This window comes from Thiofaba sp. EF100 (assembly GCF_039822285.1).
Taxonomy (GTDB): domain Bacteria; phylum Pseudomonadota; class Gammaproteobacteria; order Halothiobacillales; family Halothiobacillaceae; genus Thiofaba.
In genome coordinates this window covers 465,001-478,451 of sequence record NZ_JBAJEY010000002.1, presented here as the reverse complement: position 1 = coordinate 478,451, position 13,451 = coordinate 465,001, and the positions used below count along the sequence as shown (strand labels likewise).

At 67.2% G+C, this 13,451-nt stretch carries 14 protein-coding genes, 4 tRNA genes and 2 rRNA genes (1 of these 20 running past the window's edge); 3 read left to right on the top strand and 17 right to left on the bottom strand.

Annotated elements, in window-relative coordinates; translation table 11 throughout:
* Nucleotides 1-103: 103 nt before the first annotated feature.
* The 15 genes from V6D91_RS06745 to V6D91_RS06675 all read right to left on the bottom strand — a co-directional run bounded on the left by V6D91_RS06745 (nt 104) and on the right by V6D91_RS06675 (nt 9,832).
* A tRNA-Thr gene (locus V6D91_RS06745) sits at nt 104-179 on the bottom strand.
* Nucleotides 180-185: 6 nt separating this feature from the next.
* A tRNA-Gly gene (locus tag V6D91_RS06740) sits at nt 186-259 on the bottom strand.
* Between the two features lie 42 nt (nt 260-301).
* Nucleotides 302-386 (bottom strand) — tRNA-Tyr (locus tag V6D91_RS06735).
* A gap of 50 nt (nt 387-436) precedes the next feature.
* Nucleotides 437-512, bottom strand: a tRNA-Thr gene (locus V6D91_RS06730).
* 45 nt (nt 513-557) lie between these two features.
* On the bottom strand, nt 558-1,304 hold the full coding sequence (locus V6D91_RS06725) for a type III pantothenate kinase (RefSeq protein ID WP_347318928.1): 747 nt from the start codon (nt 1,302-1,304) through the stop codon (nt 558-560).
* A complete protein-coding gene (locus V6D91_RS06720; RefSeq protein WP_347318926.1) occupies nt 1,301-2,257 on the bottom strand; it encodes a biotin--[acetyl-CoA-carboxylase] ligase in 957 nt (318 codons plus the stop codon). The genes V6D91_RS06725 and V6D91_RS06720 overlap by 4 nt, the downstream gene beginning before the upstream one ends.
* A gap of 11 nt (nt 2,258-2,268) precedes the next feature.
* On the bottom strand, nt 2,269-4,035 hold the full coding sequence (locus V6D91_RS06715) for a PDZ domain-containing protein (protein WP_347318925.1): 1,767 nt from the start codon (nt 4,033-4,035) through the stop codon (nt 2,269-2,271).
* Complete coding sequence (locus V6D91_RS06710; RefSeq protein ID WP_347318924.1) at nt 4,035-4,562, bottom strand: peptidylprolyl isomerase; 528 nt, start codon at nt 4,560-4,562, stop codon at nt 4,035-4,037. Before V6D91_RS06710 ends, V6D91_RS06715 begins: the two co-directional genes overlap by 1 nt.
* A 25-nt stretch (nt 4,563-4,587) precedes the next feature.
* Nucleotides 4,588-5,505, bottom strand: coding sequence for an AEC family transporter (locus tag V6D91_RS06705; RefSeq protein ID WP_347318922.1), 918 nt, complete (start codon nt 5,503-5,505; stop codon nt 4,588-4,590).
* Nucleotides 5,502-5,900: a thioredoxin family protein gene (locus V6D91_RS06700; protein WP_347318920.1), complete on the bottom strand. Its 399-nt coding sequence runs from the start codon at nt 5,898-5,900 to the stop codon at nt 5,502-5,504. The genes V6D91_RS06705 and V6D91_RS06700 overlap by 4 nt, the downstream gene beginning before the upstream one ends.
* Nucleotides 5,897-6,481 carry an LON peptidase substrate-binding domain-containing protein gene (locus tag V6D91_RS06695; protein WP_347318919.1) on the bottom strand — a complete coding sequence of 195 codons (585 nt, stop codon included), beginning with the start codon at nt 6,479-6,481 and terminating at the stop codon, nt 5,897-5,899. The genes V6D91_RS06700 and V6D91_RS06695 overlap by 4 nt, the downstream gene beginning before the upstream one ends.
* A 2-nt stretch (nt 6,482-6,483) precedes the next feature.
* Entirely contained in the window at nt 6,484-7,080 is a 597-nt protein-coding gene (locus V6D91_RS06690) for a flavin prenyltransferase UbiX (RefSeq protein ID WP_347318917.1), read from the bottom strand.
* A 2-nt stretch (nt 7,081-7,082) separates the two neighbouring features.
* Nucleotides 7,083-8,453, bottom strand: coding sequence for a UDP-N-acetylmuramate:L-alanyl-gamma-D-glutamyl-meso-diaminopimelate ligase (gene mpl, locus V6D91_RS06685; RefSeq protein WP_347318916.1), 1,371 nt, complete (start codon nt 8,451-8,453; stop codon nt 7,083-7,085).
* Nucleotides 8,450-8,968 (bottom strand): hypothetical protein, encoded by a 519-nt coding sequence (locus V6D91_RS06680; RefSeq protein ID WP_347318914.1) that lies wholly within the window; start codon nt 8,966-8,968, stop codon nt 8,450-8,452. Before V6D91_RS06680 ends, mpl begins: the two co-directional genes overlap by 4 nt.
* Nucleotides 8,969-9,145: 177 nt before the next feature.
* Nucleotides 9,146-9,832, bottom strand: a complete 687-nt coding sequence (locus tag V6D91_RS06675) for an MBL fold metallo-hydrolase (protein ID WP_347318913.1) — start codon at nt 9,830-9,832, stop codon at nt 9,146-9,148.
* A 253-nt stretch (nt 9,833-10,085) separates the two neighbouring features.
* Here V6D91_RS06675 and V6D91_RS06670 point away from each other — a divergent pair, with 253 nt between their 5' ends.
* The 3 genes from V6D91_RS06670 to murU are packed head-to-tail and all read left to right on the top strand — an operon-like array spanning nt 10,086 to nt 12,992.
* Nucleotides 10,086-11,342 carry an MgtC/SapB family protein gene (locus tag V6D91_RS06670; protein WP_347318912.1) on the top strand — a complete coding sequence of 419 codons (1,257 nt, stop codon included), beginning with the start codon at nt 10,086-10,088 and terminating at the stop codon, nt 11,340-11,342.
* A gap of 4 nt (nt 11,343-11,346) precedes the next feature.
* Nucleotides 11,347-12,327, top strand: a complete 981-nt coding sequence (locus V6D91_RS06665) for a phosphotransferase (RefSeq protein WP_347318910.1) — start codon at nt 11,347-11,349, stop codon at nt 12,325-12,327.
* Nucleotides 12,324-12,992 carry an N-acetylmuramate alpha-1-phosphate uridylyltransferase MurU gene (gene murU / locus V6D91_RS06660; RefSeq protein WP_347318908.1) on the top strand — a complete coding sequence of 223 codons (669 nt, stop codon included), beginning with the start codon at nt 12,324-12,326 and terminating at the stop codon, nt 12,990-12,992. The genes V6D91_RS06665 and murU overlap by 4 nt, the downstream gene beginning before the upstream one ends.
* Nucleotides 12,993-13,079: 87 nt before the next feature.
* Here the strand turns inward: murU and rrf are convergent.
* Together rrf and V6D91_RS06650 are read right to left on the bottom strand one after the other, a co-directional pair.
* Nucleotides 13,080-13,195, bottom strand: a 5S ribosomal RNA gene (rrf, locus tag V6D91_RS06655).
* A gap of 73 nt (nt 13,196-13,268) precedes the next feature.
* Nucleotides 13,269-13,451: ribosomal RNA gene (locus V6D91_RS06650) — 23S ribosomal RNA — on the bottom strand; it runs 2,709 nt beyond the window's last position.

Sequence of the window (13,451 nt, the reverse complement as noted above, 5' to 3'; positions counted from 1 at the left end):
ATGGTGCCCACGTTCACGTGCGGCTTCTTACGTTCGAATTTTTCCTTAGCCATGAAACACCCCCGGATGGGTCAAATGGACAAATGGGACGACGAAAAAAAGATGGAGCTCTTGACCAGAATCGAACTGGTGACCTCGTCCTTACCAAGGACGCGCTCTACCGACTGAGCTACAAGAGCAAAAACTGGAGCGGGTGATGGGAATCGAACCCACGTCATCAGCTTGGAAGGCTGAGGTTCTACCATTGAACTACACCCGCTTAAGGGAGCAATTCCCATCATCCGCTAGAAATCAGCGAATCTGGTGGTGGGGGAAGGATTCGAACCTTCGAAGGCAGTGCCAGCAGATTTACAGTCTGCCCCCTTTGGCCGCTCGGGAACCCCACCGCGTCAAACAGGTTGCGCATACTAGACAGACGGCGACGCGCTGTCAAGCATGGTGCCGGCAGTGGGACTCGAACTCACGACCTACCGCTTACAAGGCGGTTGCACTACCAACTGTGCTATGCCGGCAACGGGCGCGGATTCTATGCCATCCCTGCCGCGGGGGCAAATGGCTCAGCCGGCCTCGGCCATCAAGACTACGCCTTCCAGCACCAGATCCGGCCGCAATACATGCCTCCCACCCAGCGACGGGGCCAGGATGGCGGCATCGCCGCCGGTCAAATACAGGTGTGCACCCTCCCCCGCCTGTCCACAGGCGGCCTCGATGGCGTGCAGCACGCCCCCGACGAACATACAGCGCGCCCCGGCCGCCACGCCAGCCTCGGTACTCGCCTGCAGAGCCTCGCCTGCTGTGAGTGCGGGGAACGCCATGCCCGCGCTGACCGCCGCCGTGCCGCCGAGAAGGCTCTCGGACAAGAGGCGCAACCCCGGCATGATCACCCCACCAAGATGCCTCCCCTGCGCGTCCAGGGCATCCACCGTGACCGCCGTACCGGCATCCACCACCACGACCGGGACGCCCGCCGATCTGGCATGAGCTGCGACCAGCGCGGCCAGCCGGTCCACGCCGAAACGCTCGGGCCGCGCATAGGCCACCTGTACGCCGCAACATTCGGCCCGAGTGGCAAGAAAGGTGAGCGACACGCCGGGCCAGCAGTCCTGTGCCACCAGGCGGATGGCCTCGTCCACTGTTTCACCAGCCACACTGGCGACATGAATGGCCTCGGGGCGCGGCTGGTCCGTCCAGGCCTGGCGCAGCAAGGCCCGAAGGTCTCGCCCGCGATGCTCGACCGCCTGAGCCTCCCCCTGCCCGAACGCCCACTTGAGCCGGGTATTGCCGACGTCGATCACAAGCCTCATCCGCCCAACCTCACACTGACCTCGCCGGCATGGCAAAGGCGCTCTCCGCCCGGGGTGATCACACGCAAGGCTCCATCCCGCGTCACCCCGTTGGCCACGCCTTCCCAGACCTCGCCGCCCACCCCGCTCACACGCACAGGACGGCCGGCCAAGGCATCGCGACGGGCAAAGCGGTCACGCCACGCCTCATCGTCCGAGCCCATCTCCGCCAGGAGGGCATCGAGCACGACATCGAGCACCCGCGACCGCGGCGGGACACGCCTCCCGAGGCTATCGCTCAAACTGGTGAGCGGCTGCCCAACCCTGCTCCGCCAGCCCTGAGGGAAGGCGTGATTGAGCCCCACGCCGATGACGACCCCCATTGCGTTGCCCTCGACCAGGATCCCCCCCAGCTTGCGCCCCTTCACGAGAAGGTCGTTCGGCCACTTGAGGCGCACATTCCGCACACCCAGGCGCACGCAGGCCTGCGCCAGCGCCCCCCCGACCCGCAACGACAGCGCTGGGGGCGGCCGCCCGCCGGGCAGAAGCGCAGAGGGCCAGGCCAGCGACAACGCCACCCCGCCACCGAGGGGGGTGAGCCAGCGGCGCTCGTGCCGCCCCCTCCCCCGCGTCTGCTGCTCGGCCGCCAGGGCGAGAGGATGGGACACCCCCTGCTTGAGCGCCTGCAGCAGCTGGGCATTGGTCGAATCAGTCTCGAAGCAGGTCACTGCACGGATACGGACACGCCGGGGCGCGAGGGGCGTCACTGGGGCGCGCAGGCGCACGCCCCGCGCTCCATCGAACTGCAGGGGCGCCCCGCGCCGGGCATAGTCACGCAGGGCGCGACGCAGCGCCAGCGCCCCCACTCCGCAGGACACCGTACAGGACGCCAGGGCATGCCAATGGCCATCGCCAAGACAGACCAGCACGCGTCCCCAGAGGGCATCCTGACGACCATGCGGCCCATCGGACATGCAGCCGGACCTCATCCGACGCCCAGCCATTGCGCACGCCGGCGCGCTGCCTCCCCTTCCGCCTGCGGATCGAACGCCAGGGTGGCCCGGGTCATGGGGGGCGGATCAAGACAGAGCAAGACCTCGAGAAGCTCGTCGCGCCGGAAGGCGTGCACACGCACCTCCTGACCAATCCGCAGACGGCGAAGTGCCCCCTCAAGACCCGCTGCGTCGACCCGCAGACCATCGATGGCGACCAGCACATCGCGCGGGGCCAGCCCCGCGCGCTCGGCCGCTGCGCCGGCATACACCGTACCCAGCACCGCCTCCCCCTGTGCCCCGGCACGAACCTCCGCCCCGAGCCATGGGGTCTCGCGCTCCGCCCCCCAGATCAGGCGCAGACCCAGGGTCGTCGCCACCTGCTCCAACGGGAGCTCGGCGGTGCCGCGCAGACCCGCCTCGAACAGATCGGCGAGCTCCACCCCCGCCCGCACCTGAAGCCACGCCTCGAGCTCGTCCTCGCTGACCCCGCGCCCGGCCAAACCGTGTTCGTGCCAGAGGGCGCGCAACAGCTCATCCAGGCTTACGCGATCACGGCTGCGCCGGCGCAGCTCGGCATCCAGCACCCAGGCGAACAACGCGCCCTTGGTGTAATAGCTGATGCCCACATTGGCGGTGTTTTCATCCGCCTTGTACAGCCGCGTCCAGGCCGTGAGGCTCGCGTGCTCAAGCGACTGGCGCAGGCGTCCCGGCGCACGACGCACACGACTCAGCGTGGCCGCGAAGGTGTCGAGGTAGTCTTGCGGGGTGATCAGCCCCGCGCGGGCCAGCAGCAGGTCGTCGTAGTAGCTGGTCACCCCCTCGAACAGCCACAACAGGCGGGTGTAGGCCTCCGCGTCCAGCGGCAACCCCATCAGGGCCGCGGGGCGGATGCGCTTGACCAGCCAGGCATGCAGGTATTCGTGCGCACACAGGCCGAGGAACTCGCGATAGGCGGGCGTGGCCCCGGCCTCCCCCGGGAGCGGGAAGTGCTCCCGCCGGCACAACAGCGCCGTGCCTTCCCGATGCTCCAGACCGCCGTAGCCGTCGCCGGTGACCAGGGCGAGGAACAAGTAACGCGGGAAGGGCGGCGGTTCCGCGCCGAACAGGCCGACCACGGCCTCGCAGGCGCGCGCAAGATCCGAGGCGAGGCGCGCCTCGTCGAACGCGGCCCGCCCAAGCCAGGCGAAGCGGTGCGGCACGCCGCGCACCTCGAACTCCAACGCGCGCAACGGACCGAAGGCCACAGGCGCATCGAGCAGGGCCTCGAAGTCTTCGGCGAGATAGGTGCCATAGCCCTCGTCATCGACCGCCTCGGGCAAGAGCATGACGGCGGCCCGCCAGCCCTGCGCACACGGGCTTTGGGAGCGCTGCAACTCAACCCGGCAAGGGGCCCGCTCCAAGCCGAGCGGCCGCAGCCACAGGGCGGCCCCGTCCGCGAACCCCCACAGGGTATCGAGGTAGGCGGTGCGCACCGACAACTCGTACGCGTGCACCCGCCAGCGCAGGGTCAAAGGGCCTTCGCAAGGGGCGGCGCGCCAGGTCTGCTTGTCCACCCAGGTCAGCGGCACGACACCGCCCTCGGCGTCGCGCGCCTCGATGTGAGTCACGTGCCGGGCATGGTCGCGCACCATGTAGCTGCCCGGGGTCCAGGCGGCCATGGCGAAGCGCTGCCCCGTGGGATCGGGGGCGGGCACGGTCAGCTCGAGGGCGTATTCGCGCGCCTCGGGGTGGACGGGAGCGATGCGGTATTCCAGCATCAATCGGCCTGTTTGAGCAGGGATTCGTCGAACGAGGAGTCCATCACCATCAGATGATGCCCTGCCGGATGCACGCGGTGGTGCTTGACCTCATCCGGATGGGCATCGCGGATCGCCCCCACCTCGACCTCGAAATGCAGGGTGCGCCCGGCCAGCGGATGGTTGCCGTCGAGGATCACCATCTCGTCATCGAAGCCGGCGATGGTGAACTCCATGCGCCCCTCCGGCCCCATGGTCTGCACATGGTTGCCGATCTCGACCGCCACCTCGGGGCTCAGGGTGCTGCGCGGGACCTCGATCATGCCAGCCGGGTCGCGCTCGCCGTAGGCCTCCGCGGGCGGGATGGTGACCTCGAAGCGCTCACCGCTGGCGCGCCCTTCGAGCGCCCGCTCCAGCCCGGGAATGAGGTTGCCGTGACCATGCAGATAGGGAAGGGGATCGTCGCCGACATTGCTGTCGAGCACCTCTCCCGCCTCATCGCGCAGGGTGAAATGGATGTAAACGACCTTGTCCTTGCTGATGTTCATGCAGACCTCAACGATCAAATAAGCCTCAGGCACCGACCAGACCGTGCCAGAGCGGCAGGGTGAACAGGCTGAGCAGGGTGGAGAGGGTGGCCGCGGCGGCATACAGGCCGGTGTCGAGACCGTAACGGTCACACAACACCAGGCCGAGCACCATGACCGGCATTCCGGCCTCCAGCACCACGGTGGTCAATAATGGGGGCGAGAGGCCGAGCATCAAGCCTGCGCCCCAGACCAAGGCTGGGGCCAAGGCGAGCTGGATGACCAGCACCGGGCTGACCCGCGCGAGCGCGGCGGGCTGGAGGGCGTCCAGACGCAAGCCCATGCCGAGGGCGATCAGCATGAGCGGCACGACCCCCGCGCCAAGCCGGTCGAAGATGCCCCCGAGCATGTCCGGCAGGGGCACGCCCGACAGATTGAGGGCAGCGGCCAGCAGCGCGGCCCAGAGCGCGGGCACCTTCAGGATGCCGACCCACAGCGGCTGGTCGCCGTGGGGGCGGCCGTAGTACACCGCGATGGCGATGCCCAGGCTCAGCAGCAGGGGGGTGCAGGCAAACAGGTCGTACTGGACCGCCACGGCACGCCCGAAGTCGCCGTACAGCGACTCCAGCACCGGCAGACCGAGGTAGGTGGCGTTGGGGAAGGCGGCGGCCAGCAGCAGTGCCCCCGTCTGCCCGCGCGAGAGCCGCATGAAGCGCGCGACCCCGGCCATCAGCCCCATGCTCGCCAGCACCCCCAGGGCGGCAACCCCGGCGATGCGCAGGCTGTCGACCCCGAGCGGGGCGCGCCACAGCACCCCAAGCACCAGGGCGGGCAGCAGCACGTAATAGACGAGGGTGGTCAGGGCGCCGCGCGCCTGCGCGGCCTCCCAGCCACCGGGGCGCGCCCACTGCCACCACAGACCGACCAGGACCATGGCGGCCATCTGGCCGATGACAAGGATCATGCCCCCGCGTCACCCCTGGATGACGCGGCCAAGGCCGCATGCACCTCGTCCATGTCCACCGCACGCAGATGCCCGACCAGGGCGTCCAGGTCACCGGCCGAGAGCGCCCCCGGCCGCAGGTAGAGCACCAAGCCCTCGCGCACCCCCATCAGCGTGGGAATCGAACGCACGCCAAACTGGGCCGCCAGGGCGGGTTCGAGGTCGACATTGATCTTGCCAAAGACGGCATCGCTGGCCTTGGCCGCCGCCGACTCGAACACCGGCGCAAAGGCCTGACAAGGGCCGCACCACGGCGCCCAGAAGGCGACCACCAGCACCTCGTGCTCGGCAAAGGCGCGGGCGACGCCGGGCTCGTCGAGATGAATGACTCGGGATGCTGCCGACGGAGCGCTCATAGCCCCTCCGCCCACAACCCCAGGCGGCGCGCGACCTCCTCGACGACCACCAGGGCCTCGTCCAGCCTCGCGGCCTCGAGCACCGCCTGGCGCTCGGCCAGGCGCAGCGGCAGGCGCTCGGCCAGGCGGTAGACGACCCAGCGTGCATCGCTCATCGGCCCGACCGGCGGAGCACGCTCAACCTCCAGCAGGCTGGCGAGCAAGCGGCGCATCGGCTCGGGAGGCGGCTCGCGCGCGGGCCCCTCGTCCAGCCACTCGATCTCCGCCAGCACCAACCTGTCGGGCCGCGCCTCCATGCCGTGGATGCGGAAGCGGCGCTGGCCGCGGGTGTAGATGCCAAGCAACCCCTCTGCCCGCATGCCGGTGTCGATGATCAGGGCGGAGGTGCCGACCGCATACGGCATGGCCGGCTCGCCGACCTCGCTGCCCTCGCGAATCAGGCACACCCCGAAGGGACTCTGCTGGCGCAGGCACTCGCGCACCATATCGATGTAGCGCGTCTCGAAGACCCGCAGGGACAGATCCCCTTCGGGGAAGAGGACGGTATGCAGCGGGAACAGGGGCAGGATGGTCATGCTCATGCTCACTCCCCCCAGCGTGCCATCAGGTCATGCGGCAGCCGCAGATGGTCGAGGATGCGGGCGACGACGAAATCGACCAGGTCCTGGATGCTCTGCGGCCGGTGGTAGAAACCCGGGTTGGGCGGCAGGATCACCGCCCCCAGCTTCGCCAGGCGCAGCATATGTTCGAGGTGGATGGCGGAGAACGGCGCCTCGCGCGGCACGAGGATGAGGGTGCGCCGCTCCTTGAGCGCCACATCGGCGGCACGCTCGATCAGCGAGTCCGCAAGCCCCTGGGCAATGGCCGCGAGACTCCCGGTGGTGCAGGGGCAGATCACCGCCGCATCCGGCGGATTGGAGCCGGACGCCGCCGGGGCCAACCAATCCTCACGCCCAAAGACCTCCAGCCGCCCCGGATGCCCCGGAAATCGGTCGAGGAAAAACGCCTGCAGCGCCTCAGGCCGTGCAGGCCAGGGCTCCCCCATCTCCAAGGCGGCCACCTGGTGCGCGGCCTTGGAGACGCACAGCTCCACCCGCGCCCCCGCGGCCAGCATGCACTCGATCAGGCGCTCGGCATAGACCAGGCCCGAGGCGCCGGTGATGCCAAGGAAGACGCGCATGGTCAGGCCTCGACCTGCGATTGCAGGGCCTCGAGCAGGCGCAGGTGCGCCCCGCCGAAACTGCCGTTACTCATCAGCACGACGTGATCGCCCGGCCGGGCGGCGGCCGCAAGATCCTCCACCATGGCACCGACCTCGCCGCCGCTCCAGCTCGGGCAGCGCAAGGATTCGGCCACACGGCGCACGTCCCAGCCTGCATCCTCGGGCTGGAACAGCCAGACCGCATCGGCGGCTGCCAGCGAAGGCGCGAGCTGGTCGGCGTGCACCCCCATGCGCATGGTGTTGGAGCGTGGATCGAGCGCGACCAGCAGGCGTGCCGCGCCGATCCGTGCCCGCAGGCCCTCGAGGGTCGTGCGGATGGCGGTCGGATGGTGGGCGAAGTCGTCGTACACCGTCACGCCCCGCGCGCTGCCACGCACTTCGAGGCGGCGCTTGACGCCGGTGAAGCGGGCAAGAGCCTCGATGCCCACCGCGACCGGCACGCCCGCATGCCGCGCGGCGGCCAGGGCCGCGAGGCCGTTGTGCATGTTGTGGACGCCGAGCTGCCCCCAGCGCACCTCGCCCACGCGCTGACCATCGAGGAGCACCTCAAAGCGCGAACCGTCCGCCGCGGCCTCACCGATGGCCCACTGGCCGGTGTGACCGAAGGTCTCGACCGGGGTCCAGCAGCCGCGCTCGAGCACCGCGTCCAGCGCGGGATCCGCGGCTGGTCGCACGATCAGGCCGCCGCCGGGGATGGTACGCACCAGGTGGTGGAACTGGGTCTGGATGGCCGCAAGATCGGGGAAGATGTCGGCATGGTCGAATTCGAGGTTGTTGAGGATCACCGTGCGCGGGCGGTAATGGACGAACTTGGAGCGCTTGTCGAAGAAGGCGGTGTCGTACTCGTCCGCCTCGACCACGAAGAACGGCCCCTCGCCCAGGCGCGCGGAGCAGCCGAAGTCGTTCGGCACCCCGCCGATCAGGAAGCCGGGTGCCAGCCCCGCGTAGTCAAGGATCCAGGCCAGCATCGAACTGGTGGTGGTCTTGCCATGCGTGCCGGCCACCGCCAGCACCCAGCGCCCGCGCAGGATGTTGCGCCCGAGCCATTCCGGGCCGGAGGTGTAATCCAGACCGCGGTCCAGCATGGCCTCGGTGATCGGCATGCCACGACGCATAACGTTGCCGACCACAATCTCGCCCTCCAGGCCCTCGAGCTGGCCGGGGTCATAGCCCTCGACCCAGGGGATGCCCGCCGCCGCGAGCTGGTCGCTCATCGGCGGATAGACATTGCGGTCCGCGCCGGACACAGCAAAACCTGCCGCGCGCGCGAGCTGAGCGATGCCCCCCATGAAAGTGCCGCCGATGCCGAGGATGTGAAGGGGTCGCCTCATGCCGGCGTACCTGCCGGGAACACCGCGGCGATGATCAGGCTCGCGGCGATGAAGTAGGCGAAGGCCAGCAGCAGCCCGAGACCAGCCCCCACCTCCAGGGCGCTGCGCAGAACCTGCCCCTGCGCGATCAGGGTCCACAGCAGGGCCAGCAGCAAGCCGATCTGGGCAGCGCTCAGGCGCGTGGCCGCAGGGTCCAGGGGGGCCATGGCAAACAGCGGCCACGACACCAGGGCAAGCAGGAGGCTGACACCGAGCAACGCGGCATAGGTCTGGATGAAGCGCTCGGGGAAGCCGCGGAAACGCAGCACGCCCCAGGCGAAGGCGGCGAGGAGCAAGGCATCGAGACCTGCCTGGGCCGCGCCCTCGGCGAAACTCAGTTGCGAGGACAGCACCACCCCACCGACCAAGGCATAGGCGCCCGCGAGCCAGATCGGCAGGCGAGGATCGGCGGGCAAGTCCTGCGGCCCCGCACGCAGCAGGCAGATGGCAAAGAGTTGATGGAGGACGGCGAGCACGGGACGGGCCTTTATTTCCGGGTCGATCAGCGTAACCCATGGCCCGCCCGTCCGACAACGCGCCCGGTGGCGTGAACAGAAAGCGCTGCAGCTCGGCGCCGTCACGCCACCGGGAAGCCCCCCCCGATCAGGCTCAGCGCTTAAGTGAACTCGGCGCCGACGAAGGTGCGCGCCAGCTCAAGAGGTCTCGCCGCACCGTTTGTTGGCCGGAACCGCGATATCGATGCGGCGCGGTCGAGGCAGGTCCAGCGCGTTCATCTTGGCAACGAAGGCGGCGCGATCAAGGCCGGCAATGTAAGGGTTGATCCCCTTTTCCTGGCCGATGGTGCTGACTCGGCGGCCATGGTAATCATGCCCCGGGAAGACCAGGGTCTCGTCGGGATAGGACAGCAGCTTCTGCAAGCTGTCGTACAGCCGATCGGGGCTGCCCTCTTGGAAGTCCGTGCGGCCACAGGCATCGATCAGCAGGGTGTCTCCGGTGAACAGACGGTCGCGCCAGCGATAGCTCATGCAGCCATTGGTGTGCCCCGGGGTGGCGATGGCATGGATCACCTCATCGCCGAAGGCAAGCGTCTCGCCATCCTCCAGCAGAACGTCGGTGCATGACAGCCCCGTCCCCTGGCCGGCTACGAACTGAGCGCCCAGCGCTTTGCGCAGGCCGCCGCCGCCGGTCACGTGATCGGCATGCACGTGGGTCTCGAGGATGTAGCGCAGGGTGACGCCCATCTCGCGGATGACCGCAAGATCACGCTCCACCTGCTCCAGTACGGGATCGATGATGACCGCTTCACGGGTACGCGGATCGGCGAGCAGGTAGGTCAGGGTCCAGGTGGCTTCATCGAACAGCTGGCGGAAAAGGATCATGCGACACCACTAATAGATTTTACTGATATGCACATCATACATGATGCGATGTTTTCAATGACATACGGCTAGCCCAGGGAAATCCGAGCAAGCCCCCGCACGGCCCGGCAAGGCAGGCTGTTTCAAAACACTTTGAAACAGCCTGAAAGGTCGCGGAATGAGGCGCCATCCTCCAGACGCCGTTGCGTGAGCATAGCCCCCTCCATGATCGATGGACATCGCGCGCGACTCGGGGATCGGGTTTAATTAGCTCATGGACCACCTCACCCTCCTGCAGCACCTCGGCATCGCCCTGGCCATCGGGCTACTCATCGGCACAGAGCGTGGCTGGCACGAGCGCGCCGCTGCCGAGGGGCATCGCGTGGCCGGCATCCGCACCTTTGGCCTGACCGGCCTGCTGGGCGGAGTGATCGGCGTGGTCTCGCTCAAGCTGACCGTTGCCTTTGCTGGGCTGGCCTTCGCGGGTTTTGCCGCATTGGCCGTTGCCGGCCACTGGATATCCTCCAACCGCGAGGAAGCGCAGCTCGGCATCACCACCGAAGTCGCCCTGCTGGTCACCCTGACCCTCGGCCTACTTTCCACCCTCGGCTTCCCACTCATTGCGGCAGCCAGCGCCGTAGTCACCACCATTCTGCTCGGCCTCAAGCCGGTCCTGCACGGCTGGCTGACGCAGCTGACCGAGGGCGAGTTGCATGCCGCACTCAAGCTCCTTCTGATCTCCGTCGTCCTGCTGCCACTGTTGCCCGATCGTGGCTTTGGCCCCTGGGAGGCGCTCAATCCCTATCTTGCATGGTGGATGGTGGTGCTGGTGTCCGGACTGTCGTTCATCGGCTACTTCGCCATCAAACTGGCCGGACCGAGGCGCGGAATCATGGCGACCAGCCTGCTGGGGGGGCTGGTGTCCTCCACCGCCGTGACCCTCAACCTCGCCCGCTATGCGCGCGATGCCCGCTACTCCCCGCAGCTGCTTGCAGCGGGCGTGCTGGCCGCCTGCAGCATCATGTTTCCGCGGGTGCTGATTGTGGCGGGGGTGGTCCATGCCGAGCTGATCCCCGTCCTCCTCCCCCCATTGGCACTCATGACCCTCGTGACCCTCGGCGGAGCGGTCTATCTGTGGCGCGGCATCACCCCGGAGGGCCCGCTCACGCAAGCCAACCTGCCCAATCCCTTCGAACTGGGCAATGCCTTCAAGTTCGGGCTTCTGCTCGCCCTCATCATGGTACTCGCCAGCGGCGCAAAGGCTTGGTTTGGCCAGGCCGGACTCTATGCCCTCGCGGCCGCCTCCGGGCTGGCCGATGTCGACGCCGTGACCCTCTCGGTCGCAAAGCTAAGCCTGAACGGGCTGGATCTCGAAGTCGCGCGCAACACCATCCTTATTGCCGTGTTCACCAACACCATCGTCAAGGTGGTGCTGGCCGTGGCCATCGGTGGCATGGCCATGGGCCGGCGTGCCGCGGCGGTCAGCCTCGCTGCCATCGCCATCGGCGTCGCTTCCCTGTTTTTTGAATGACTCCATGAACCCTCGACTCGAACAGATCCAGCACTGGCTGCATGTTGAACTCGGCCTGGCCTCGGGCAAGCTTCTCCCCGCCTCGGCAGACGCGAGCTTCCGCCGCTACTTCCGGCTGTACCAGCCGGGGCGCAGCCTGATCGTCATGGACGCGCCCCCCGAGCACGAGGACATCCGTCCGTTCGAACGCATCAACCGGATCCTGGAAGGGCATGGCGTGCATGTCCCGCACATCCACGCAAGCTGCGCGGAGCGAGGACTCATGCTGCTGGAGGATTTGGGGGACACACCCTATCTTGCCTGCCTGAACGAGGTGAGCGTGGACCGGCTGTATGACGATGCCATGGCCACCCTTCTGCTCATCCAGACCTGCCCGACCGAGGGCCTCCCCGCCTACGACGACGAACTGCTGCTGAGGGAGATGCGTCTGTTCGACAGCTGGTACCTGGAGCGACACCTCGGCCTTCTCCTGGGCGAAGAAGATCGCAAGCTGCTGGAGCGAGTCTACGCCATGCTGTCCGAACGCGCCCGCGCCCAGTCACAGGTTTTCGTACACCGCGACTACCACTCGCGCAACCTCATGGTGACCGATCAGCGCTCGCCGGGGGTGATCGATTTCCAGGATGCCGTCGTCGGCCCCCTGACCTACGACCTGGTCTCGCTGCTGCGCGATAGCTACATCGAATGGCCGGAGGAGCGCGTCATGCAATGGGCAGGCTCCTTCCACCAGCGCGTCCGGGAAGCCGGCCTTTCGGATGTGGTGTGGGCGACATTCAGGCAGGACTTCGACTGGATGAGCGCCCAGCGCCACCTCAAGGTGACCGGCATCTTCGCGCGACTGCACCACCGGGACGGCAAGTCGGGCTATCTGAAAGATATTCCCCTCACCCTGCGCAACCTCAAGAAGTCCGTGAGCCCCTATCCAGAATTCACCGAGTTCAGCCAGTGGCTGGAGGCTCGCCTGCCGCACGAGGCCTGGGCATGAAGGCCATGGTCCTCGCCGCAGGCAAGGGCGAGCGCATGCTGCCCCTTACGCTGACCACCCCTAAGCCCCTGCTCCCGGCCGGAGGCATGCCGCTGATCATGCACCACCTGCGCCGACTCGCTCGCGCAGGGGTGACTGAAATCATCATCAACACGGCGTATATCGGTCAGCGCATCCACGCCGAACTGGGAGATGGCACAGCGCTTGGAGTACGCATTCGCTACTCGCATGAAGGGAGCACCGGCCTCGAAACCGCCGGCGGGATCCGGCGCGCCCTGCCCCTTCTTGGCCCCGCCCCCTTCCTGCTCGTCAACGCCGATGTCTGGACCGACTATGCATTCGAACAGTTGCCAACGACGCTCCATGGCCTCGCCCACCTCGTACTGGTTCCGAACCCCCTCCACAATCCGAGCGGGGATTTCGCGCTTGCAGAGGGGCGCGTCACCAACAAGGGGAGCACGATGCTGACCTACTCGGGCATCGCCGTGATCCACCCCCAGCTTCTTTCCGGATTGCCATGCGGCCCTGCCAAGCTCGCCCCCCTCCTGCGCACGGCGGCCGAAAAAGGGCTGGTGAGCGGCGAGACGCACTCCGGGGCATGGGACGATATCGGCACGCCGGAAAGGCTGAGACGGCTAGATCAGCGCCTTGGTGCAGCAGATTAACCTGCTGCACCGAGCCTCATGTCGCTCGTGTCGAAGCGCACCAAAGAAAAACCCCCAGTCTAAGGACTGGGGGTTTATGGTATAGGTGCTTGGCGGTGACCTACTTTCACATGGGGAAGCCCCACACTATCATCGGCGATGCAGCGTTTCACTTCTGAGTTCGGGATGGGATCAGGTGGTTCCACTGCTCTATGGCCGCCAAGCGGAAAGGGTTGGCGAAGGCTTTGTGTGTTTATTGCGGTGGAGTTGCTGTCAGCTTGACCCTTTGGGTGTTATATGGTCAAGCCTCACGAGCCATTAGTACTGGTTAGCTGCACGCATTACTGCGCTTCCACATCCAGCCTATCAACGTGGTGGTCTTCCACGGCTCTTCAGGGACATCGAGTGTCCAGGGAGATCTAATCTTGGGAGGGGCTTCCCGCTTAGATGCTTTCAGCGGTTATCCCTTCCGAACATAGC